The sequence below is a fragment of the Micromonospora sp. CNZ280 genome (assembly GCF_011759515.1).
In genome coordinates this window covers 201341-222557 of sequence record NZ_JAAOYP010000005.1, presented here as the reverse complement: position 1 = coordinate 222557, position 21217 = coordinate 201341, and the positions used below count along the sequence as shown (strand labels likewise).

The 21217-nt window shown below is 72.0% G+C and carries 17 protein-coding genes; 5 read left to right on the top strand and 12 right to left on the bottom strand.

From position 1 onward, the window contains the following. The first annotated feature begins 208 nt into the window (after window positions 1-208). Together FHX32_RS31705 and FHX32_RS31700 are read left to right on the top strand one after the other, a co-directional pair. Window positions 209-991, top strand: a complete 783-nt coding sequence (locus FHX32_RS31705; RefSeq protein WP_167191473.1) for a 3-hydroxybutyrate dehydrogenase — start codon at window positions 209-211, stop codon at window positions 989-991. Continuing rightward, on the top strand, window positions 991-2925 hold the full coding sequence (locus tag FHX32_RS31700) for a helix-turn-helix domain-containing protein (protein ID WP_486481439.1): 1935 nt from the start codon (window positions 991-993) through the stop codon (window positions 2923-2925). The genes FHX32_RS31705 and FHX32_RS31700 overlap by 1 nt, the downstream gene beginning before the upstream one ends. A 15-nt stretch (window positions 2926-2940) precedes the next feature. Here the strand turns inward: FHX32_RS31700 and FHX32_RS31695 are convergent, their stop codons facing one another. Together FHX32_RS31695 and FHX32_RS31690 are read right to left on the bottom strand one after the other, a co-directional pair. Further along, window positions 2941-3549, bottom strand: coding sequence for a TetR/AcrR family transcriptional regulator (locus FHX32_RS31695; protein WP_167191470.1), 609 nt, complete (start codon window positions 3547-3549; stop codon window positions 2941-2943). Between the two features lie 11 nt (window positions 3550-3560). Beyond that, a complete protein-coding gene (locus FHX32_RS31690) occupies window positions 3561-5126 on the bottom strand; it encodes an MFS transporter (protein ID WP_167191468.1) in 1566 nt (521 codons plus the stop codon). 586 nt (window positions 5127-5712) lie between these two features. On the opposite strand from FHX32_RS31690, the gene FHX32_RS31685 reads away from it, so the two are divergent. Then, entirely contained in the window at window positions 5713-6303 is a 591-nt protein-coding gene (locus FHX32_RS31685; RefSeq protein ID WP_167191466.1) for a hypothetical protein, read from the top strand. A gap of 73 nt (window positions 6304-6376) precedes the next feature. On the opposite strand, the gene FHX32_RS31680 is transcribed toward FHX32_RS31685, so the two are convergent. From FHX32_RS31680 to FHX32_RS31640, 9 genes are all read right to left on the bottom strand, one after another. Beyond that, a complete protein-coding gene (locus tag FHX32_RS31680; RefSeq protein WP_167191464.1) occupies window positions 6377-7393 on the bottom strand; it encodes a branched-chain amino acid ABC transporter permease in 1017 nt (338 codons plus the stop codon). Beyond that, window positions 7390-8271: a branched-chain amino acid ABC transporter permease gene (locus tag FHX32_RS31675; protein ID WP_088994862.1), complete on the bottom strand. Its 882-nt coding sequence runs from the start codon at window positions 8269-8271 to the stop codon at window positions 7390-7392. The genes FHX32_RS31680 and FHX32_RS31675 overlap by 4 nt, the downstream gene beginning before the upstream one ends. A 7-nt stretch (window positions 8272-8278) precedes the next feature. Next, window positions 8279-9532 carry an ABC transporter substrate-binding protein gene (locus FHX32_RS31670; RefSeq protein ID WP_167191462.1) on the bottom strand — a complete coding sequence of 418 codons (1254 nt, stop codon included), beginning with the start codon at window positions 9530-9532 and terminating at the stop codon, window positions 8279-8281. A gap of 45 nt (window positions 9533-9577) precedes the next feature. Beyond that, a complete protein-coding gene (locus tag FHX32_RS31665; RefSeq protein WP_167191460.1) occupies window positions 9578-10270 on the bottom strand; it encodes a branched-chain amino acid ABC transporter ATP-binding protein in 693 nt (230 codons plus the stop codon). Further along, a complete protein-coding gene (locus tag FHX32_RS31660; RefSeq protein ID WP_167191458.1) occupies window positions 10257-11018 on the bottom strand; it encodes an ABC transporter ATP-binding protein in 762 nt (253 codons plus the stop codon). The genes FHX32_RS31665 and FHX32_RS31660 overlap by 14 nt, the downstream gene beginning before the upstream one ends. A 260-nt stretch (window positions 11019-11278) precedes the next feature. Then, window positions 11279-12316, bottom strand: coding sequence for an aminotransferase class V-fold PLP-dependent enzyme (locus FHX32_RS31655; RefSeq protein WP_167191456.1), 1038 nt, complete (start codon window positions 12314-12316; stop codon window positions 11279-11281). A gap of 153 nt (window positions 12317-12469) precedes the next feature. Beyond that, entirely contained in the window at window positions 12470-13213 is a 744-nt protein-coding gene (locus FHX32_RS31650) for a DUF2268 domain-containing putative Zn-dependent protease (RefSeq protein ID WP_486481438.1), read from the bottom strand. A 173-nt stretch (window positions 13214-13386) separates the two neighbouring features. Beyond that, complete coding sequence (dnaE, locus tag FHX32_RS31645; protein WP_167191454.1) at window positions 13387-16920, bottom strand: DNA polymerase III subunit alpha; 3534 nt, start codon at window positions 16918-16920, stop codon at window positions 13387-13389. Between the two features lie 294 nt (window positions 16921-17214). Then, on the bottom strand, window positions 17215-18399 hold the full coding sequence (locus FHX32_RS31640; RefSeq protein ID WP_167191453.1) for a S1 family serine peptidase: 1185 nt from the start codon (window positions 18397-18399) through the stop codon (window positions 17215-17217). A 399-nt stretch (window positions 18400-18798) separates the two neighbouring features. Between FHX32_RS31640 and FHX32_RS31635 the strand changes: the two genes are divergently transcribed. Further along, complete coding sequence (locus FHX32_RS31635; protein WP_109903540.1) at window positions 18799-19140, top strand: PadR family transcriptional regulator; 342 nt, start codon at window positions 18799-18801, stop codon at window positions 19138-19140. Then, window positions 19137-20087: an HAAS signaling domain-containing protein gene (locus tag FHX32_RS31630; RefSeq protein ID WP_167191451.1), complete on the top strand. Its 951-nt coding sequence runs from the start codon at window positions 19137-19139 to the stop codon at window positions 20085-20087. Before FHX32_RS31635 ends, FHX32_RS31630 begins: the two co-directional genes overlap by 4 nt. Before the next feature lie 70 nt (window positions 20088-20157). Here FHX32_RS31630 and FHX32_RS31625 read toward each other — a convergent pair whose 3' ends face one another. After that, the gene (locus FHX32_RS31625) at window positions 20158-21087 is read right to left on the bottom strand and encodes an RNA polymerase sigma-70 factor (protein ID WP_167191449.1); all 930 of its coding nucleotides are present in this window, start codon (window positions 21085-21087) and stop codon (window positions 20158-20160) included. Window positions 21088-21217 lie beyond the last annotated feature (130 nt).

Below are 21217 nucleotides of genomic sequence, written 5' to 3'. Positions count from 1 at the left end.
CTCCGTCCCCGAACGGCCGACCGTCAGGTGCCGCCGGCCGGACTGGCTCCACCGTCTGCGACTGTGCCACCGCCCCCCGACATTCCGCCCGCCTCCGCGGCCCAGCGATCCCGAGGCGGGGAGGCGGTGCGACCCACACAACCTGACCGCCGAGTATGTGCCGCCACCCCATGTGCGCCCGGCCACACAGCTCGTAACTTCTTGCGCCATGACGGCAGAACCCGTGGCGGTCCCCCACGTCGTGAACGTCGACCTCGCCGGTCGCAATGCCCTGGTGACCGGGGGCGGCAGTGGCATCGGACGGGCCTGCGCCCTGCGCCTGGCGGCGGCCGGCGCGGCGGTGCTGGTGGTGGACCGCAACGTCGAGGCGGCCAAGGCGGTGGCGGCCGAGGCCGGCGGCCGGGCCGAGGGCATCGACCTGGCCGACGTCGAGGCGGTGGACCGGCTCGACGCGGACGTGGACATCGTGGTGAACAACGCCGGGTTGCAGTACGTCGCCCCGGTGTCGGAATTCCCCCGGGACCGGTTCGCGTACCTGCACCGGGTGATGGTGGAGGCGCCGTTCCTGCTCATCCGCCGGGCGCTGCCGCACATGTACGCGCAGGGCTGGGGGCGGATCATCAACATCTCCTCGGTGCACGGGCTGCGCGCCTCGCCGTACAAGGCGGCGTACGTGTCGGCCAAGCACGCGCTTGAGGGCCTGTCGAAGGTGGTCGCGCTGGAGGGCGCGGCGCACGGCGTGACCGCCAACTGCGTCAACCCGGCGTACGTGCGCACTCCGCTGGTGGAGAGCCAGATCGCCGACCAGGCGGCCCGCCACGGCATCCCCGAGTCGGAGGTGGTCGAGAAGATCATGCTGGCCCGGGCAGCGATCAAGCGCCTGATCGAACCCGAGGAGGTGGCGGAGCTGATGGCGTACCTCTGCTCCCCGCCGGCGGCGTTCATCACCGGCGCGTCGATCGCGCTCGACGGGGGCTGGACGGCGAGCTAGTGGCGGGCCGCACAATGTCAGTCATGCCGTCGCCGGTGGAGTACCTGGAACTGCTCGCGCGGGAAGCGGCCGCGGTGGAGTTCGAGGGGCCGCTGGTCGCCGCCCGCGCCGCCGGCCTCTCCGCCGACCGGCTGGCCGAGCTGGAGCAGGCCAAGACGGTGGCGCTGCGGGTCCGTGCGCTGCTGGAGCGCCGGCGCCGCCGGGAGACCGAGCTGTCCGGGCTGTACGACACGGTCAGCGACCTGGCCGGGCTGCGCGACCTGGACGACGTGCTGCGGGCGATCGTGCACCGGGCGCGCAACCTGCTCGGAGCCGACGTCGCCTACATGACGCTCGACGACGAGGAGCGCGGCGACACCTACATGCGGGTGACCGACGGTTCGGTGTCGGCCCGGTTCCAGCGGCTGCGGCTACCGATGGGCGCCGGGCTCGGTGGTCTGGTGGCCCAGTCCGGTGCCCCGTACGTGACCGCCAACTATCCCGAGGACGACCGGTTCCACCACACCGGGGAGATCGACGCCGGGGTGGGCGAGGAGGGCCTGGTGGCCATCCTCGGGGTGCCGCTGCGGCTCGGCTCGACCTCGATCGGCGTGCTCTACGCCGCGAACCGCTCGGCCCGCCCGTTCGCCCGGGAGGAGGTCGCGCTGCTGGTCTCGCTGGCTGCCCACGCGGCGGTGGCGATCGACACCGCGCGGCTGCTCGCCGAGACCCGGTCGGCGCTGGAGGAGCTGTCGGCGGCCAACACCACCATCCGGGCGCACAGCAGCTCGGTGGAGCGGGCCGCCGCCGCGCATGACCGGATGACCGCGCTGGTGCTGCGCGGTGGCGGGGTGGAGGACGTCGCGGCGGCGGTGACCGAGGTGCTCGGCGGGGCGCTGCTGGCGCTGGACGCCGAGGGCCGGCTGCTGGCCCGGGTGGGCGAGATAGAGGAGCCGGACCGGGCGGACATGGTGGAGGCGATCGCCGCCTCGCGTACCGAGGGACGCAGCGTGCGCCGCGGTTCGCTCTGGTACGCCGCGGTGGTGGCCGGCGCGGAGAACCTGGGCGCGCTGGTGCTCCGCCCCGACGACGACCTGGTCGACGCCGACCAGCGGATCCTGGAGCGGGCCGCGCTGGTGACCGCGCTGCTGCTGCTGTTCCGGCGCACGGTTGCCGAGGCGGAGGGGCGGGTCCGCGGCGAGCTGCTGGACGACCTGATCGCCCGGCCGTCGCGGGACACCGACGCGCTGCGCAGCCGGGCTCGCCGGCTCGGGGTGGACCTGGACGCGCCGCACGTGCTGGTGGCGGTGGGCGACGACGCGATCGCGGCGACCGGTTCGGCCCGGCAGCGGGTGCTCTCCTGGGCCACCACGTACGCCTCGACCCGGGGCGGGCTGGCCGCGGCGCGGGACGGGCGGGTGGTGCTGATGCTGCCCGGCGCGGACGCCGGCGGCAGCGCCCGGGCGGTGGCCCGGGACCTGTCCCGGGTAACCGGCCGGCCGGTGACCGCCGGGGCGAGTGGTCCGTCCACCGGGCCGGCGTCGGTGGCCACCACCGTCCGGGAGGCGGACCGCTGCCTCACCGCGCTCGGCGCGCTGGGCCGGGCCGGGCAGGGCGCGAGCACCGCCGAGCTGGGCTTCGTCGGGCTGCTGCTCGGCGCGGTCGGCGGCGAGGGTGACCAGGACGTCACCCGGTTCCTGGAGACGACCGTCGGCCCGGTGGTCGACTACGACGCGCGGCGGGGCACCGCGCTGGTGAAGACGCTGGAGGCGTACTTCGGGGTGGGCGGCAGCCTGGCCCGGGCGGCCGAGCTGCTGCACGTGCACGTCAACACGGTCACCCAGCGGCTGGAGCGGGTCGGGCAGCTGCTCGGGGCGGACTGGCAGAAACCCGAGCGCGCCCTGGAGGTGCAGCTCGCGCTGCGCCTGCACCGCCTGCGTACGCCCACCGGCTGACCCCGGCCCGGGTGGTCAGCGGGCCCGGATGCCCTCCAGCACGCCGTCGACGACCCGCTCCGGCAGGCCGGCGTCGTCGAGGTCGGGGCTCCAGCGCAGCACCCGCTGGATCAGCATCGGGCCGGTGAGCATCGCCATGGTGACCTCGATGTCGAGGTCGGCGCGCAGCTCGCCGGTGCGGATCCCCCGGCGCAGCACCTCGCGCATCAGCGCCCGGCGCGGCTCGATGATGCTCTGGTAGAGCTGGTATTCGTCCGGGCTGCGGTTCACCCGCGGCACCAGGCAGGGCATGATCCGCGCCGCCCGCGGGTCGATGTGGTGCCCGACCGCGCTCACCAGCACCACCAGGTCGTCGCGGACCGACCGGCCGGCCGGCGCCGGCGGGTTGCCCTTGAGCCGGCGCAGCGCGTCGGTCAGCAGCGCGTCCTTGCCGGGCCAGCGGCGGTAGATGGTGGCCTTGCCGACGCCGGCCCGGGCCGCGATCGCCTCGATCGAGATCGTCTCCACCGAGTTTCCCTCGGCGAGCAGGTCCAGGGTCGCCTCGATGATCGCCTCGTCCGCGCGGACGCTCCGCGGTCGCCCGGGCGACCGCGGAGCATCGGCGGCGGAAGTCATGTCGGACATTGTCGCCGACCCTAGGCGGTCCCGGCCAACTCGGGTTCGCCGGCCGGCGCCGGCGCGGCCGGGGCCGCCGAGCGGCCGGGCATCCAGCGGGCCACTACCAGCAGGCCGGCGGCGGCCGCCACCGCGGCGAGCACCGCGGCCCAGTGCATCGCGGTCACGAAGGCGTCGTTGGCCACCGCGATCAGGTGCGGCGCCGCCGGGCCGAGCTGGCCCGCCGCGGCGTACGCCCCGGAGATCGACTCGCCGGCCGCCTGCTGCGCCCCGGCCGGCAGGTCCCGCAGGGCCGGCTCGACGTCGCCGCGGTAGACCGCGGAGAGCACCGAACCGAGCACCGCGACGCCGAGTGCGCCGGCCACCTGCCGGATGGTGTTGCTGACCGCCGAGCCGACCCCGGCCTTCTCCCGAGGCAGCGCCGACATGATCGACTCGGTGGCCGGCGGCATGATGTTGGCCATCCCGACGCCCTGGAGGAAGAAGAAGAACAGCACCACCCAGATCGGTGTGGTGGCGTCGATGAACGCGAACGCGCCGAGCGCCACCGCGGTGAGCGTCAGGCCGACCGCGGCGACCGCCTTGCCGCCGTACCGGTGCACCATCGCCGCGCTGCGCGGGGCGAAGAAGAGCTGGGCCGCGGCGAACGGCAGGAAGAGCAGGCCGGTCTCCAGCGGGCTGTAGCCGCGGACCAGTTGCAGGTAGAACGAGCTGAAGAACATCACGCCCATCGCGGCGAAGAAGACCAGCCCGACCAGGGCCACCGGCGCGGCGAAGCGCGGCACCCGGAACAGCCGGACGTCCAGCGACGGGTGGTCGCTGCGCCGCTCGTGCGCGACGAACCAGGCCAGCACCGCCAGACCGCCGACGATCGAGGCCCAGACCACCGGCCGGCCGAAGCCGTGCTCACCGCCGTCGATGATGCCGTACGACAGGGCGACCAGGCCGACCACGGAGAGCAGCACGCCGAGCACGTCCACCCGGCCCGGCTTCGGGTCCCGCGACTCGGGCACCAGCAGCCCGACCAGGACCACGCCGAGCGCCACCACCGGCACGTTGATCAGGAAGACCGAGCCCCACCAGTAGTGCTCCAGCAGCGCGCCGCCGAGCACCGGGCCGATCGCCACGGCCAGGCCGACCGCCCCGGCCCAGACGCCGATCGCCCGCCCGCGCTCCCGCGGGTCGAAGACGTTGGAGATGATCGAGAGCGTCACCGGCATGATCGCCGCGCCGCCCACGCCCATCAGCGCGCGGGCCGCGATCAGTTGGGCCGGGCTCTGGGCGTACGCGGACAGCAGCGACGACAGGCCGAACAACGCCAGCCCGACGAGGAGGAAGCGTTTGCGGCCCACCCGGTCGCCGAGCACCCCGAAGGTGAAGAGCAGGCCGGCGAAGACCAGCGTGTAGGAGTTGATCGCCCACTCCAGCTCGCCCTGGCTGGCGCCGAGGCCGTGCACCGGGTCGGCGAGGGTGCGGAGCGCGACGTTGAGGATCGTGTTGTCCAGGACGACGACGAGGAGGCTGATCACCAGCACCCCGAGGATCGCCCACCTCCTCGGGTGTCCGGTGTTCTCGTTCGGTGGCATCGGTGGTGTTCTCCCCCCGGTTCACCCGTGCCGAAATACGATACGGGACAGACTCGTAACTGGGGTCAGCGTAGGCGCTGCATTAACGATACGGAACCGATCCGTATTCAATGTGTCGGCCGTCACGTCTGGCGCGTCAGGCGTCCCCCGACCCGCGCGCTCACCTTGCGCGCGGTCGCCCGTCGGCCTGGTGGTTCGGTGCGAGGTCCGGGGTGATCGCCCGGTTCGGGGTGTGACCGGGTGCATCCGTGGCGCGGAATCGCGGCCGGGCGCGGGGCGTTACACCATGCGGACGATCGAGCAGGGGCACGGCCCCCGGTGCGAGGCGCGGCCACGGAATGGCGGCGGCCCGCCGGTCGTTACATCCCCGGACGATCGCAGGGGTCCCCGCCGGCCACGCCGGATGCGGGTCCCGGCCCGGAATGATGCCGGGCCGGCGGTCGTTACACATGGTCCCGGCGCCGCGAGGCATCCCCCGCCCACGGCAAGCGCCGGTCCTTTCCCCCGGTTCTGTGAGCGCCTGATGGTGCTTGCGCCCGGCCGATCCCCCTCGGTGCGGGCGTCAACCCCCGAATGGAGCTTCCTGATGAACACGATCATGCGTAAGAGCGTTCTCGGTATCGCTGGTCTCGCCGTCGCCGGTGGCCTCGCCGCGGGCCCGCTGAACCGCGCCGACACCACCCCCGCGACGACCGGCCCGGCCGCGGTCGCCATGGTCGAGGCGGGCAAGCCGGACATGGGCAAGCTGATCCCGCACGGCGTGCAGGGTGAGCAGTCGCGCATCGACCTCAACGACGAGCAGGTCGCGAATGTGAAGGCGATCATCGCGGCGACGAAGAAGTCCGACATGGACGAGCGCGCCGCCGTGGTGGCCATCGCCACCAGCCTGCAGGAGTCGAAGCTGGAGAACTTGGGTCACCTGGGCGAGCGCAACGACCACGACTCGCAGGGCCTGTTCCAGCAGCGTCCGAGCTCGGGTTGGGGCACCGTTGAGCAGATCACCGACCCCGAGTACTCGACCACGGCGTTCCTGAAGGGTCTCAAGCAGGTCGACGGGTGGCAGGACATGCCGCTGACCGAGGCCGCGCAGACCGTGCAAGTGTCGGCCTACCCGTTCCACTACGCGCAGTGGGAGCAGCAGGCCGCCGACCTGGTCGCCGAGCACTGGAACAGCTGACAACCGCACAGCAGAACCTGACCGCTGGCCGGCACCCGGAACGGGTGCCGGCCAGCGGCGTGTCCGCGGCCGGTCAGCGCCGGCGGGACGCCCACCAGCGGTTGGCCAGGGCGGCGACGCTGCCCCAGAGGCCGCGCCGGAACAGCAGCACGACGAGGACGAAGATGCCGCCGGTGACCAGGCCGATCGCCTCGAACCCGGAGAACGACAGCCAGTCCTCCAGGCGCACCACGACGGCCGCGCCCAGCACCCCACCCCAGAGCGTGCCGATCCCGCCGAGCACCACCACGATGACCGCCTTGCCGGAGGTGGTCCAGTGCAGCACCTCCAGCGAGACGAACCGGTGCCCCACCGCGAACAGCCCACCGCCGAGCCCGGCGATGAAGCCGGAGAGCACGAACGCGGTCAGCTTGTAGCGGTGCACCGGGTAGCCGAGCGCGCGGGCCCGGGCCGGGTTGTCGCGGATGCCGACCAGCACCCGGCCGAACGGCGAGTGCACGATCCGCCAGGCGGCGAGCAGGCCGAGCAGCACGATCGGCAGGATGGCGTAGTAGAAGTAGTAGTCGTCGCTCAGGTCGAGCCCGAACAGCTCGCGGGGCACGCCCTGCAGGCCGTTCTCGCCCTGGGTCACCGACCGCCACTCGTTGGCCACGTAGTAGACCATCTGCGCGAAGGCCAGCGTGACCATGGCGAAGTAGATGCCGGTCCGCTTCACCGCCAGGTAGCCGATCGGCACCGCGAGCAGCGCAGCGGTGAGGGCGCCGGCGAGCACCGCGGCCGGGAACGGCAGCCCGACGTGGATCGCCACCAGGCCGGTGACGTACGCGGAGGTGCCCCAGAACGCGGCGTGCCCGAAGGACATCAGCCCGGTGAAGCCGAGCAGCAGGTCCACCGCGACCGCGAACAGCGCCCAGCAGAGGATGTCCACCGCCACCGCCGGGTAGAGCCCGTTGGGCAGCCAGAACGCCACCAGCAGCCCGACGGCGAGCAGCGCGTACCGGAGCCAGCGGGGCGCGCGGGCGACGGTGAGCAGCCCGGACGGCGCGGCCGGGCGGGCCGCGTCGGCCGGGGTGTCCACGGTGCTCGTCATGCCGGTGCCTCCTCACGGCCGAACAGCCCGGCCGGGCGCCAGAGCAGTACGACGGCCATCACGATGAAGACGATCGTCTGCGACACGATCGGGAACTGCGACAGGTACGCCTCGCCCCACGCCTGCACCAGCCCGATGCCGAAGCCCGCGGCGACCGAGCCGAAGATCGAGCCCAGCCCGCCGATCACCACCACGGCGAAGACCACGATGATCAGGTCGGCGCCCATCAGCGGGTTCACCGCCCGCATCGGCGCGGCGAGCACGCCGGCCAGCCCGGCCAGGCCGATGCCGAAGCCGAAGACCGGGGTGACCCAGCGCCCGACGTTGATGCCGAACGCCCGGGTCAGCTCGGGCCGCTCGGTCGACGCCCGGACCACCATGCCGATCCGGGTGCGGGTGAGCACCCACCAGACGCCGACGCAGACGGCCACCGCGAAGCCGAGGATGAACACCCGGTAGGTGGGGAAGTCGAAGATCCCGAAGTCCACCGAGCCGCTCAGCGCCGACGGGGTGGCGTACGGGCTGGACTGCACCCCGTACCGCAGTTTGACCAGGTCCTGCAGGATCAGCGTCAACCCGAAGGTGAGCAGGAAGTTGTAGAGCGGGTCGAGCCGGGTGAGCCGGTGGATGAACGCCCGCTCCAGCGCCATGCCGAGCAGGCCGAGGCCCACCGGCATGATCACCAACGCCGCCCAGAACGGTACGCCCGCCTCGCTGAGCAGCACGTACGCGCCGAAGGCGCCGAGCATGTAGAACGCCCCGTGGGCGAAGTTGACCACTCGCAGCATGCCGAAGATGACCGCGAGCCCGAGGGCGAGCAGGGCGTAGAACGCCCCGCTCACCAACCCGTTGAACGTGTTCTGCAGGAAGCCGGTCATCGGCCCGTCACATCTTGCACGCCGACGACGGGGCGGCGAAGGCCTCGGCGGCGGGGATGGTCTTGAGTACCTTGACGTAGTCCCACGGCTCGGTGACCTCGGACTGCGGCTTCACCTGGGCCAGGTACGCGTCGTGGATGACCCGGTGGTCCTCGGCGCGGATCTTGCCGTTGCGCAGGAAGACGTCGTTGACCTCCTTGCCCTCCAGCCCCTTCACCACGGTGTCGGCGTCGTCGGTGCCGGCGGCCTGCACGGCCTCCAGGTACTGCATGGCGGCGGAGTAGTTGGCCGCGTGCGCGAAGGACGGCCGGGTGCCGGTCTCCTTCTGGAACCGGTCGGCGAACTCGCGGTTCTGCTGGTCGAAGTTCCAGTACCAGGCGTCGGTGTAGGTGGTGCCGGCGAGCGCGGCCGGGGTGAGCGAGTGGATGTCGGTGATGAACATCAGGCCGACCGCCAGGCCGACGCCCTTGTCCCGCAGCTTGAACTCGTTGTACTGCTTGACCACGTTGACCAGCTCCGCGCCGGCCTGCATGGTGCCGAGCACCTCGGGCTTCGGGTTCAGCGTCGGCGCCTTGAGCAGGAAGGTGGAGAAGTCGCCGCTGGTGTTCGGGAACGGCGCGCCGTCCTTGCCGACGACCTTCCCGCCGGCCGCGGTGATGGCCGCCGAGAAGCTCTTCTCCATGTCCTGGCCGAAGGCGTAGTTCGGGTAGAGGATGTACCAGTTCTTGCCCACCTGCTCGGTGGTGGTCTTGCCGGTGCCGTTGGCCAGCATGTACGTGTCGTACGCGTAGTGGAACGTGTACTTGTTGCAGCTCTTGCCGGTCAGGTCGGTGGTGGCCGCGCCGATGTTGAAGTAGAGCTTCTTCTTCGCCTTGGCCACGTCGGCCACCCGCAGCGCCGCCGAGGAGGTGGGCACATCGAGGATGATGTCCGCACCCTGGCGGTCGTACATCTCCTGGGCCTTGCTGTTGGCCACGTCCGGCTTGTTCTGGTGGTCGGCGGTCTCGACGATGATGTCCTTCGCGATCGCCTTGTCCCCGTGCTTGGCCTTGAAGTCGGCCACCGCCATCTCCACGGCGGTCACCGAGTTCTTGCCGGACAGCTCCGAATACGCGCCGGACTGGTCGTTGAGCACGCCCAGCACGATCTTGCCCCCGGTCAGCTTCTCGTCGCCGCCCGACTGGGGACCACCGCCGCCGCAGCCGGCGACCAGCATCACCGCCGCCGCCGAAGCGGCGGCCACACCCACCGTCCTACGCATGCCCGATCCTTTCGTCCGCGCCGGGCGCGGTGTCCGTTGTCGACATCAGATGCCGAGGTACGACAGCAGCTCACGCTCCCGCGACCGCACCTCGGAGTTGTCCATCGCCTCCGCGACGCGTCCCTCGGCCAGCAGGTAGTGCCGGTCGGCGACGCCGGTGGCGAAGTGCAGGTTCTGTTCCACCAGCAGCACGGTCACGCCGTGCCGCTTGGCCTCTCGCAGGAGGTCGCCGACCTGCTGCACGAGCAGCGGCGAGAGCCCCTCGGTCGGTTCGTCGCAGAGCAGCAGCCGGGCGCCCATCCGCAGCACCCGGGCCAGCGCGAGCATCTGCTGCTCGCCGCCGGAGAGCATGGTGGCGGCCGAGTCCCGCCGCTCGTAGAGCGCCGGGAACGCCTCGTACACCCGCTCCAGCGACCACGGGTCCGGGCCCACGGTCGGCGGCAGGGTGAGGTTCTCGGTCACGGTCAGCGTGGCGTAGCTGCCCCGGTCGTCGGGGACCCAGCCGAGCCCGAGCCGGGCCCGCCGGTGCGCCGGCAGCCGGCCGACGTCCTGGCCGTCCAGCTCCACCGTGCCGCGCTGGCCGGCGTGCAGCCCCATCACGCAGCGCAGCAGGGTGGACTTGCCGGCGCCGTTGCGGCCCACCAGGGTGACCACCTCGCCAGCCTTGACCTCCAGGCTGACCTCCCGCAACACCTGCGCCTCGCCGTACCAGGCGGACAGGTTCTCAATGCGCAGCATCAGCGGCTCCCAGGTAGGCGGTGATCACACGCTCGTCGGCGCGGACCTCTTCGTACGGGCCCTCGACGAGGACCTTGCCGGCCTGCAGGACGGTCACGGTGTCGGCGAGCCGCCCGACCACGCTCATGTTGTGCTCGACCATCACCACGGTCCGGCCCTGCCGGACCTGGGCGATCAGGTCCACGGTGCGGTCGACGTCCTCCAGGCCCATGCCCGCGGTCGGCTCGTCCAGCAGCAGCACCTTCGGGTCCAGGGCGAGCGCGATGGCCAGCTCCAGGGCCCGCTTGCGGCCGTACGCGAGCGCCTCGGCGGGCGCCTCGGCCAGCTCCGCCAGCCCCACCATGGCGAGCAGTTCGGTGGCCCGGTCGGTGTACCGCCGCATCAGCGCGGACGAGCGCCAGAACCGCCAGCCGAGCCCGCTCGGGCTCTGCAACGCCAGCTCGACGTGCTCCCGGGAGCTGAGCTGCGGGAAGAGGCTGGTGATCTGGAAGGAGCGGGCCACGCCGAGCCGGGCCACCCGCTCCGGCGGCAGCCCGGTCACGTCCCGCCCGGCCAGCTCGATCCGCCCGCCGCTCGGCTTGAGGAAGCCGGTGAGCAGGTTGAACAGGGTCGTCTTCCCGGCGCCGTTCGGGCCGACCAGCGCGTGCACGCTGTCCGGCGCCACGTCCAGGTCGACGCCGTCGACCGCCCGGAAGCCCCGGAAGTCGCGGGTCAGCCCGCGAGCTGAAAGGAGCGCTTGCCCGGCCATCGCCCATCCTCCGCAGGTCTGGCGCGACGGGCCCGGTCGGTGACCGTTGTCACATGGCCGTCGCGTTCAGGAAACCTACGGCGGGGTGTGCGAATCGAGCCATGTGGGTGACCCACATATTCCTCGGCCTGGGACCAGGTGTACCCACCATCCCCAACCGCCGCGGCCCGGCCTCGGGCCATCGAGAGCAATCAGTAGTTCGGTCGGTGACGCTGCGGCATGTGGCGCACCCACGGTGAGCGCCGCGGGAGCGTTCCCGGTCAGCCGGTCAGGGCGTCCAGCGCCAGGTCGACTTCGTCGTCGGTGGAGTAGAGGTGGAACGAGGCGCGCACCCGGCCGGCCCGTACGGCGGCCCGCACCCCGGCCCGCTCGAGCCGCTCCCGCGCGCCGGGCACCTCGACGGTGACGATTGCGCTGTCCTCCGGCGGGCGGCCGAGCCCGGCGAGGAACCGGTTGGCCAGCGCCACGTTGTGCGCGTGCACGGCCGGCACGCCGATCTCGGCGAGCAGGTCGAGGGCGGGTGCGGTGCCGACCCAGCTGAACCAGGCCGGGGAGATGTCGAACCGCCGGGCGTCGGCGGCCAGCCGCAGCGGCGGCCCGTAGTAGGAGGCGTGCGGGTCCTCGCCCGCGTACCAGCCGGCGGCGTCCGGGCGCAGCCGGTCGCGCAGGTCGGGGGCCAGGTAGGCGAAGGCGGTGCCGCGCGGCGCCATCAGCCACTTGTACGCGCCGACCACAACCACGTCGGCGCGGGCCGCGTCGAACGGCAGCCAGCCGCACGCCTGGGTGGCGTCCACCGCCACCAGCGCGCCATGCGCCCGGGCCGCGGTCACGATCTCGTCGTACGGGGCCACCGCGCCGTCGGCGGACTGCACCAGGCTGAACGCGACCAGGTCGGTGCCGGCGTCGATCGCGTCGACCAGCCTGCCCAGCGGCACCGTGCGCACCCGCACCCCCCGTTCGGCCTGCACCAGCCAGGGGAACAGGTTGGAGGTGAACTCCACCTCGGGCGCCACCACGGTCGCGCCCGGCGGCAGCGCGGCCGCGACCGGGGCCAGCAGCTGCGACACCACGCTGCCGATCGCGACGTCCGCGACCGGCACCCCGACCAGGTTGGCGAAGGCGGCCCGGGACCGCTCGGTCGCCGCGCCCCACCCCTCCCACGAGGTACGCCCCACCCGCCAGTCGGCCAGCGCCTCCTGCACCGCCGTCCAGGCCGGCTCGGGCGGCAGCCCGTAGCTGGCGGTGTTCAGCCATCCCGGCTGCGGCTGCCACAACTGCTGCGCCTGCTCGATCTCCACCCGGTCGACGCTATCCACCGCCGCTGGCCGGCGGCACTGCCAATTGCGCGCTCGCGGCCCACGTCGACCCGCCGGCGTGGCCGCCACCAGGAGCGCTCACCCGACGGCCCGCCGTGCCGGCGCCGTACCCCGGCGGGCCGGGGTGGGCGTCGATCAGGCGGCGGCGCGGAGGGCGCGCAGGCTCCGGCGTACCTCGTCGACCACCCGGTCCAGCGGCCAGCGGGCGAGGTCGGCCAGCGGATGCTCGCCGCGCAGCCGGCGGACCACCGCCAGCCCGACCAGGTAACCGCAGCGCTTCGGCAGGTCGCCGGCGAGCGGCGAGTCGCGCATCAGGAAGTACGGCGCGTGGTGCTCGGGGTCGGTGGCGTCCAGGTCGGCGCCGATCCGGTCGAGGATCTCCGGCCACCGGCGATGGCAGGTGTCCAGCCACGTCCGGTAGCCGGGGCGGCCGAACCAGAGGTACTCCTCGTCGCTGCGGCCGGGCGCGGTCTCGGCCGAGACCTGGGTGGCCAGCCCCTCGGTGAACAGCGCGTTCGCCACCCCGTGCGGCGGCCAGTCGCGGATCGCGGCGAGCCGGTCGTGCAGCACGTGCGCCGCCTCGTGCAGCACCAGCAGCCGGTCGTCGCCCGGCGGGCCGAGCTGCTCGACGGCGAGGAAGAGGGCGAACCGGCCGTCGAGCCGGTCCGCCCAGCCGTTGGCCCGGTGCAGCCCGACCAGCACCACGCAGTCGAGCGGGTCGCCGTCGGCCGACCAGTCCACCGCCTGCGCGACGGCCCGGATGCCGGCGGGCAGCAGCCCGATCCCCGCCGACCCCACGCGCAGGCCCGCCGGTGCCGGCCTGACGCCGCAGTCGCCCGACGCCGCACCCTCCCGGACCCGCCCCTCGCCCGCTCCCACCCGACGCCTGCCCGGATCCTGTCGAGCTGCCCCACCAACGGGGCGGCGACCGCGGACCGGCCAAGGTCGCGCTCGAACCAGGAAGTAGTGGCCTCCCCGCAACGGAGGCCACTACTTGCTGGATGTAGCGCGATCTTGGGTGGCGGACCGGGTGGGCGCGTCCGCGGGCCGGGTCAGCTCACGTTGGCGGGGCCGAGGACGCTCTTCAGGTCGGCCATCAGCGCGGTGGTGGCCGCCACCCGGAACGGGCCGAGCCGCAGCGTGGTGGTCCGGCTGCCGTTGAGCAGCTTGACGTGCACCTCGGCGTCGCCCGGGTGCAGCACCAGGGTCTCCTTGAGCCGCTCGACCAGCGGCGGGGTGCACCGGGTCACCGGGATGGTGAGGGTGACCGGCTTGTTGGCCGCGCTGCTGCTGACGTCCGGCATGGACATGTCCATCGCCATGATCCGCGGGGTGTCGTCGCGGCGGTCGACCCGCCCCTTCACCACCACGATGGCGTCCTCGGCGATGTACTGCCCGATCACCTCGTACGTGTTGGGGAAGAAGAGCGTCTCCACCCCGCCGGCCAGGTCCTCCAGGGTGGCCGAGGCCCAGGCCCGGCCCTGCTTGGTGACCCGCCGCTGCACGCCGGAGAGGATGCCGGCGAGGGTGACCACCGCGCCGTCCGGGACGGTGCCCTCCTCGGACAGCGCGGCGATGGTGCAGTCGGCGGCCGCGCCGAGCACGTGCTCCAGGCCGAACAGCGGGTGATCGGAGACGTAGAGGCCGAGCATCTCGCGTTCGAAGGCGAGCTTGTCGCGCTTGTCCCACTCCCCGTCGCCGATGGTCGGCATGACAGTGGTGCTGCCACCGGTGTCCGCCTCGCCGAATCCGGTGCCGAAGAGGTCGTACTGGCCGACGGCCTCCTTGCGCTTGACGTCGGCGTACGCGTCGATGGCGTCCGCGTGCACCGCGAGCAGGCCCTTGCGCGGGTGCCCGAGCGAGTCGAACGCCCCGGCCTTGATCAGCGATTCGATGGTCTTCTTGTTGCAGACCACCGCGTCCACCTTGGACAGGAAGTCGTAGAAGTCGGTGTAGGCGCCCTTCTCGTCCCGGCACCGCATGATCGCGGCGACCACGTTCGCGCCGACGTTGCGGATGGCGGCCAGGCCGAACCGGATGTCCTTGCCGACCGGGGTGAACGGCCCGGCCGAGGTGTTGACGTCGGGCGGCAGCACCTGGATGCCCATCCGCCGGCACTCCGACAGGTAGAGCGCCATCTTGTCCTTGTCGTCACCGACGGAGGTGAGCAGCGCCGCCATGTACTCGGCCGGGTAGTTGGCCTTGAGGTAGCCGGTCCAGTACGACACCAGCCCGTAGCCGGCGGTGTGCGCCTTGTTGAAGGCGTAGTCGGCGAACGGGACCAGGATGTCCCAGAGGGTCTGGATGGCCTCGTCGGAGTAGCCGTTGTTCCGCATGCCGTCGCGGAACGGGATGAACTCCTTGTCGAGGACCTCCTTCTTCTTCTTGCCCATCGCCCGGCGCAGCAGGTCGGCCTGGCCGAGGCTGTAGCCGGCGAGTTTCTGCGCGGCGCGCTGCACCTGCTCCTGGTAGACGATCAGGCCGTAGGTGGGGCCGAGGATCTCCTCCAGCGGTTCGGCCAGCTCCGGGTGGATCGGGGTGATCTCCTGGAGGCCGTTCTTGCGCAGCGCGTAGTTGGTGTGCGAGTTGGCGCCCATCGGGCCGGGCCGGTAGAGCGCCAGCACCGCCGAGATGTCCTCGAAGTTGTCCGGCTTCATCAGCCGCAGCAGCGAGCGCATCGGCCCGCCGTCGAGCTGGAAGACGCCGAGCGTGTCGCCACGCGCCAGCAGCTCGTACGTCGGCTTGTCGTCAAGCGGCAGCTTCAGCAGGTCGACGGCGGTGCCGTGGTTGGAGGCGATGTTCTTCAGCGCGTCGTCGATGATGGTGAGGTTGCGCAGGCCGAGGAAGTCCATCTTCAACAGCCCGAGCGACTCGCACGTCGGGTAGTCGAACTGGGTGATGATCGCCCCGTCGGCGTCCCGGCGCATCAGCGGGATGTGCTCGATGATCGGCTCGGCGGACATGATGACGCCGGCGGCGTGCACACCGGTCTGCCGGATCAGGCCCTCGATGCCGCGCGCGGTGTCGATCACCTTGCGCACGTCCGGGTCGGACTCGTAGAGGCCGCGGATCTCGCCGGCCTCCGCGTAGCGCGGGTGCTTCGGGTCGAAGATGCCGGACAGCGGGATGTCCTTGCCCATCACCGCCGGCGGCATCGCCTTGGTGATCCGGTCACCCACCGCGTACGGGTAGCCGAGCACCCGGGCCGAGTCCTTGATCGCGGCCTTCGCCTTGATCGTGCCGAAGGTGGCGATCTGGGCGACCTTGTCCTCGCCCCACTTCTCGGTGACGTACCGGATGACCTCGCCGCGCCGGCGCTCGTCGAAGTCGATGTCGACATCCGGCATGGAGACCCGCTCGGGGTTCAGGAACCGCTCGAAGATCAGGCCGTGCGGCAGCGGGTCCAGGTCGGTGATGCCCAGTGCGTAAGCCACCAGCGAGCCGGCCGCCGAGCCACGGCCCGGGCCCACCGCGATGCCCTGGCTCTTCGCCCACTGGATGAAGTCGGCGACCACGAGGAAGTACGACGGGAAGCCCATCTGGATGATGACGCCCAGCTCGTACTCGGCCTGCTTGACGTGGGTCTCCGGGACGCCGTCGGGGAACCGGCGGGCCAACCCGGCGAAGGTCTCCTTGCGGAACCAGGACTCCTCGGTTTCGCCGTCGGGCACCGGGAAGCGCGGCATCAGGTTGCGGAACTCGAACATCCCGGTCGGGTCGACCCGCTCGGCCACCAGCAGCGTGTTGCGGCAGCCCTCCAGCCAGACGTCGGAGCCGTCCACGCCGCGCATCTCGTCGGCGGACTTGATGTAGTAGCCGCTGCCGCCGAACTTGAACCGGTTCGGGTCGGCGATGTTGCTGCCGGTCTGCACGCAGAGCAGCACATCGTGCGACTCGGCCTGCGCCTCGTGGGTGTAGTGCGAGTCGTTGGTGACCACCGGTGGGATGCCGAGCTTGCGGCCGATCTCCAGCAACCCGTCGCGGACCCGCTTCTCGATGTCCAGGCCGTGGTCCATCAGCTCCAGGAAGTAGTTCTCCCTACCGAAGATCTCCTGGTACTTCGCCGCCGCCTCCAGCGCCTGCGCGTCCTGGCCCAGCCGCAGCCGGGTCTGCACCTCACCCGAGGGGCAGCCGGTGGTCGCCATCAGCCCGTCGGCGTACTCGGCGATCAGCTCGGCGTCCATCCGCGGCCACTTGACGAAGAAGCCCTCGGTGTATGCCCGGGAGGTCAGCGCAAACAGGTTGTGCAGGCCGGTCTTGTTCCGCGCCCAGATGGTCTTGTGCGTGTAACCGCCGCTGCCGGAGACGTCGTCGCTCTTCTGCTCCGGGCGGCCCCACCTGACCCGCTGCTTGTGGAAGCGCGACTCCGGCGCGACGTACGCCTCGATGCCCAGGATCGGGGTGACCCCGGCCGCCATCGCCTGCTTGTAGAAGTCGTGCGCGCCGTGCATGTTGCCGTGGTCGGTCATCGCGACCGCCGGCATCCCCTGCCGGCTGACCTCGGCGAACAGATCCTTGAGTCGGGCGGCGCCGTCGAGCATCGAGTACTCCGTGTGCACGTGCAGATGCGCGAACGAATCGCCCATGCGGAGCGCCCCCCGGGGTCGGATCATGGGATGGTCGAGGTCGGTCCGCTTACCCTATCCCCGCCGCGCCGGGGGTCTCCAGCAGCGCCGCACGGCACGCCGGCCCGGGTGGTGTGGATCTCTTCCGGCCCCGCCGGGCAGTCGGCTTCCGGCCGGGCGTCGGCTACTTCCAGGTCGGGCCGGCCTCGTACGTCGAGCGCAAATTCCGGCAGGGCACCGCCTGCTGAGCCAGGTCAGGGAACCCCGGCGGGGGCGGTGGCCGGTCGGCCACCGCCCCCGCCGGAAGGACCTGGGTCACAGCAGAGTGGCGTTCCAGTACGACAGCACGGGACCGATCATCTGGAAGCGGACCCAGGAGGAGCATGTCCGGGTACCGCCCTGGTTGTTGCGGGGGCAGACGAACTGCGGGCTCGCCGCGCCCACGATGGTGCCCGCGTAGGCCCACCGGGGGCTGACGATGTGCACCGGGCCGCCGCTGTCGCCGTGCCCGGCGGCCGCCACCCCGTCCCTGCCGGCGGTGGCCGTGCCGCAGGTCAGCCGGCCGGTGATGTCGGTGCAGTAGTTCGTCTTGATGACGGTCAGTCCGCCACACACCTCGCCGCTGTAGGCGCCGTTGAAGCAGACGCCCGAGCCCTCCGCCGACGTCCAGGGCGTGGCCGACATCGCCTGGAGGGTGGTGTCGGTGCGGAACATCGTCGCCGACCCCGTGCCGGTGACGATCGCCGTGTCCGTGCCCCGGTCGCGGGTGTCGATCCAGTTCTTCCGGCCGACGTACTCGGAGCCGTTGTAGAGGTAGGCGCCGTTGGCGAAGCAGTGCGCCGCGGTGAGGAAGTAGTTGACGCCGTTGCGCCGGATGCCCGGGCCGATGGTGCACGACGAGTAGCCGTCGTTCAGCTCGGCGCCCGCGCTCCAGGGTGAGAAGTCGTCCCAGCGGGAGAGGAAGAGGGCGTCCTTCTCCGGCGCCGGAACCTCCTCGATCTCGACGTCCGCACCGAACCTGTCCCGCAGGGTCCGCACCGTGGCCTCGGACGGATCGACCACCCCGAGGCGCAGCGTGTTGGTGGACTCGTGCGGTCCCCACTCGACCAGCCGGATGCCGGCCTGCCGCAGCGCCGCCACGTGGTCGCTCACCTTGTCCCGCCGGTCCACCAGCTCCCGGTAGGTGTACCGAGCGCCCTCGTGCACGACCACGTCGCCGGAGATCGACCGGACGGCGGCCGCACTTGCCGCCGTCGCGGCCCGCCCCTGGTAGGAGACGTGCACCCGGCCGTCCGGGTCCACCCAGTGGCCCGCGTACCGGCTGTCCTCGTGCGCCACCCGCCACGCGTCCTGGGCCAGCGCGGTGGCCTTCATCAACCGGTCCTCACTCGACGCCGGCGCGGCGCGACCCGGTGCGCCGCTGGCCGCTCCCGGCGCGACGCCGGCGGCGGCGACCAGGGCGAGCACCAGGAGCGCCCCGGGCAGTGTCCTTCTTCGCATCTACAGTTCCTCTCCACGGAAGCACGACCGCATGAGGACACCCGGGAGCGACGGGCGACCTGATCTGGTCGAGCCGTCGGAGGGCAGCGTTCCGCGCAGAGCGCTGGGTCACGAACTGACGGAACGCGGCGTGGAGCAGCCGGCTCCGCAGGGGCGGAGATCGGCTGGCCGGAAGTCGAGTCGTCAGTCGGAAGAGCTGGGTGCGCGCGATCGACAAGACATGGTCCCCCGTGATGATCCCCCGCCAAGAAATCGACGTGCGCCGAACTCTACGGACCCCGGAGAGCGATGTAAAGACCACGCAGCGAAACGCTCGCCCGGCCCGCCGGACATCATCGTGCCCAGACGTAACGATATGGAAGTGGACAACAGTGTGTGCCACACAGTATCGTGTGATGCATGGTGAGCGATGAGATCCTCCGGACCCACCTCCAGGAGCTGCGCCGGGGCACGGTCGTGGTGGCGAGCCTCGTCGCCCTGCGCCACCCCGACTACGGCTACGCGCTGCTGCAACGCCTCACAGACCACGGCTTCCCGGTCGACGCCAACACGCTCTACCCGCTGCTGCGGCGGCTGGAGGAGCAGGGGCTGCTGACCAGCGAGTGGAACACCGAGGAGAGCCGGCCGCGCAAGTTCTACCGGACCAGCGAGGAGGGCGAGTCGGTGCTGGGCCGACTCCTCGCCGACCTGGCCGCCGTACAGACCTCCCTGACCGGGCTGATCGAAGGAGCCGACCGATGACCACCCTGACCGACCGCTACCTCGCCGCGACCCTGCGCTCGGTGCCGGTCGCGCGCCGCGAGGAGATCGCCACCGAGCTGCGCGGCTCGATCGAGGACATGATCGACGGCCGCACGGCCGGCGGGCAGGACGTCTCCACGGCCGAGCGGGAGGTGCTCACCGAGCTGGGCGACCCGGCGCAGCTGGCCGCCCGCTACTCCGACCGCCGGTTGCAGCTCATCGGCCCGACCTACTACCTGGCCTGGGAGCGGCTGCTGAAGCTGCTGCTCAGCTTCGTGCCGGCCACGGTCGGCATCATCGTCGGGCTGCTGGCCGCAACCGACGGCGACAACCCCGGCGGCGCGATCGGCGAGGGCGTCGCCACCGCCCTCTCGGTGGCGCTGCACATCGCGTTCTGGGTCACCCTGGCCTTCGCCGTGCTGGAGCGCACCAGGACTCCGCTGGACCTGCCCGGGTGGAGCGTCGACCAGCTCCCGGAGGGCCCGGTCGACCGGCAGATCACCCTGACCGACACCGCCGCCTCGATCGGCTTCCTGGCGCTGTTCATCGCCTACCTTCCGGTGCAGCAGTTCCGGTCGTTCGTGCCCGCCGACGGTGACGAGAACCTGCCGATCCTCGACCCGGCGCTGTGGAGCTTCTGGCTGCCGTTCCTGATCGCGGTGCTGGTCGCCACCGTCGGGCTGGAGATCGCCAAGTACCGGGCCGGCCGGTGGACCTGGCCGCTGGTCGCGGTCAACGCGGTGCTCAACCTGGCGTTCGCGGCGCCGGTGATCTGGCTGATGTCGAGCGACCGGCTGCTCAACCCCGACTTCGTGAACCGCTTCGAGTGGCTCGGCGAGGGCGACAACCTGCACACCATCGCCACCGTGGTGGTCGCCGGCACGGCGCTGATCGCGCTCTGGGACACCGTCGACAGCGCGATCAAGGCGTACCGCGCCCGGCGCTGACCCATCCGAACGTCGCGGCCCGGCACCCACGGGGGGGGTGCCGGGCCGCGGCCGTCGGCGGCGCACGGCCTCAGCGGCTCACCGCGGTCTCCCGCCCGATCCGGGACAGCTTCTCCGGGTTCCGTACGGCGTAGAGCCCGCTGACCAGGCCGTCGTCGATGCGCACCGCGATGACGGTGTCGAGCTCGCCGTCGAGCCGGAGGATCAGCGCCGGATGGCCGTTGACCTGGGCCGGCTCCAGCGACGCCACGGCGGCGAACCGGTCCAGCCCGGCGGCGAGCAGCCGGGCCACCTTGTCGGCCCCGACGATGGGCCGCAGAACGGCCTGCTTGACCCCGCCGCCGTCAGCCAGCAGGACGACATCCGGCGCGAGGACGTCGAACAGCTGACGCAGGTCGCCGGTCTCGACCGCGCGCCGGAACGCCTCCAGCGCGTCCCGGGTCTGGGCGGCGGAGGCGACCCCGCGCGGCCGGCGGGCCGCGACGTGCGCCCTCGCCCGGTGGGCGATCTGGCGGACCGCGACCCGGCTCTTGTCGACCGCCGCCGCGATCTCGTCGTAGTCCAGGTCGAACACCTCGCGCAGCACGAACACCGCCCGCTCGGTCGGCGTGAGCGTCTCCAACACCAGCAGCATCGCCATCGAGACGCTGTCGGCCAACTCGACGTCCTCGGCCACGTCCGGTGTGGTCAGCAGCGGCTCGGGCAACCACGAACCGACGTAGGACTCCTTGCGGCGGCGCAGCGTCCGCAGCCGGGTCAGCGCCTGCCGGGTGGTGATCCGCACCAGGTACGCACGCCGGTCCCGCACCGTGTCGAGATCGACGCCCACCCACCGCAACCAGGTCTCCTGGAGGACGTCCTCGGCGTCGGCGGCCGAGCCGAGCATCTCGTAGGCGACGGTGAACAGCAGGTTGCGGTGGGCGAGGAACGCATCGGTGGCGGAGTCCACGCGGTCGCCGCCGCCGTGCGGCTCGGCGGTGTCCAGTGGTCGCTCGCTCATGGCCGGCTCCTGCCCTCGCTGTCGGTCGTGCCACCCACACGACACCGGTCCCCGCCCCCCTGTGACATCCGCGCTCGGTGGCGCGGGCCACATCGCCACCCTGTCACGGGGACGGGGGCGCCGGCATCTC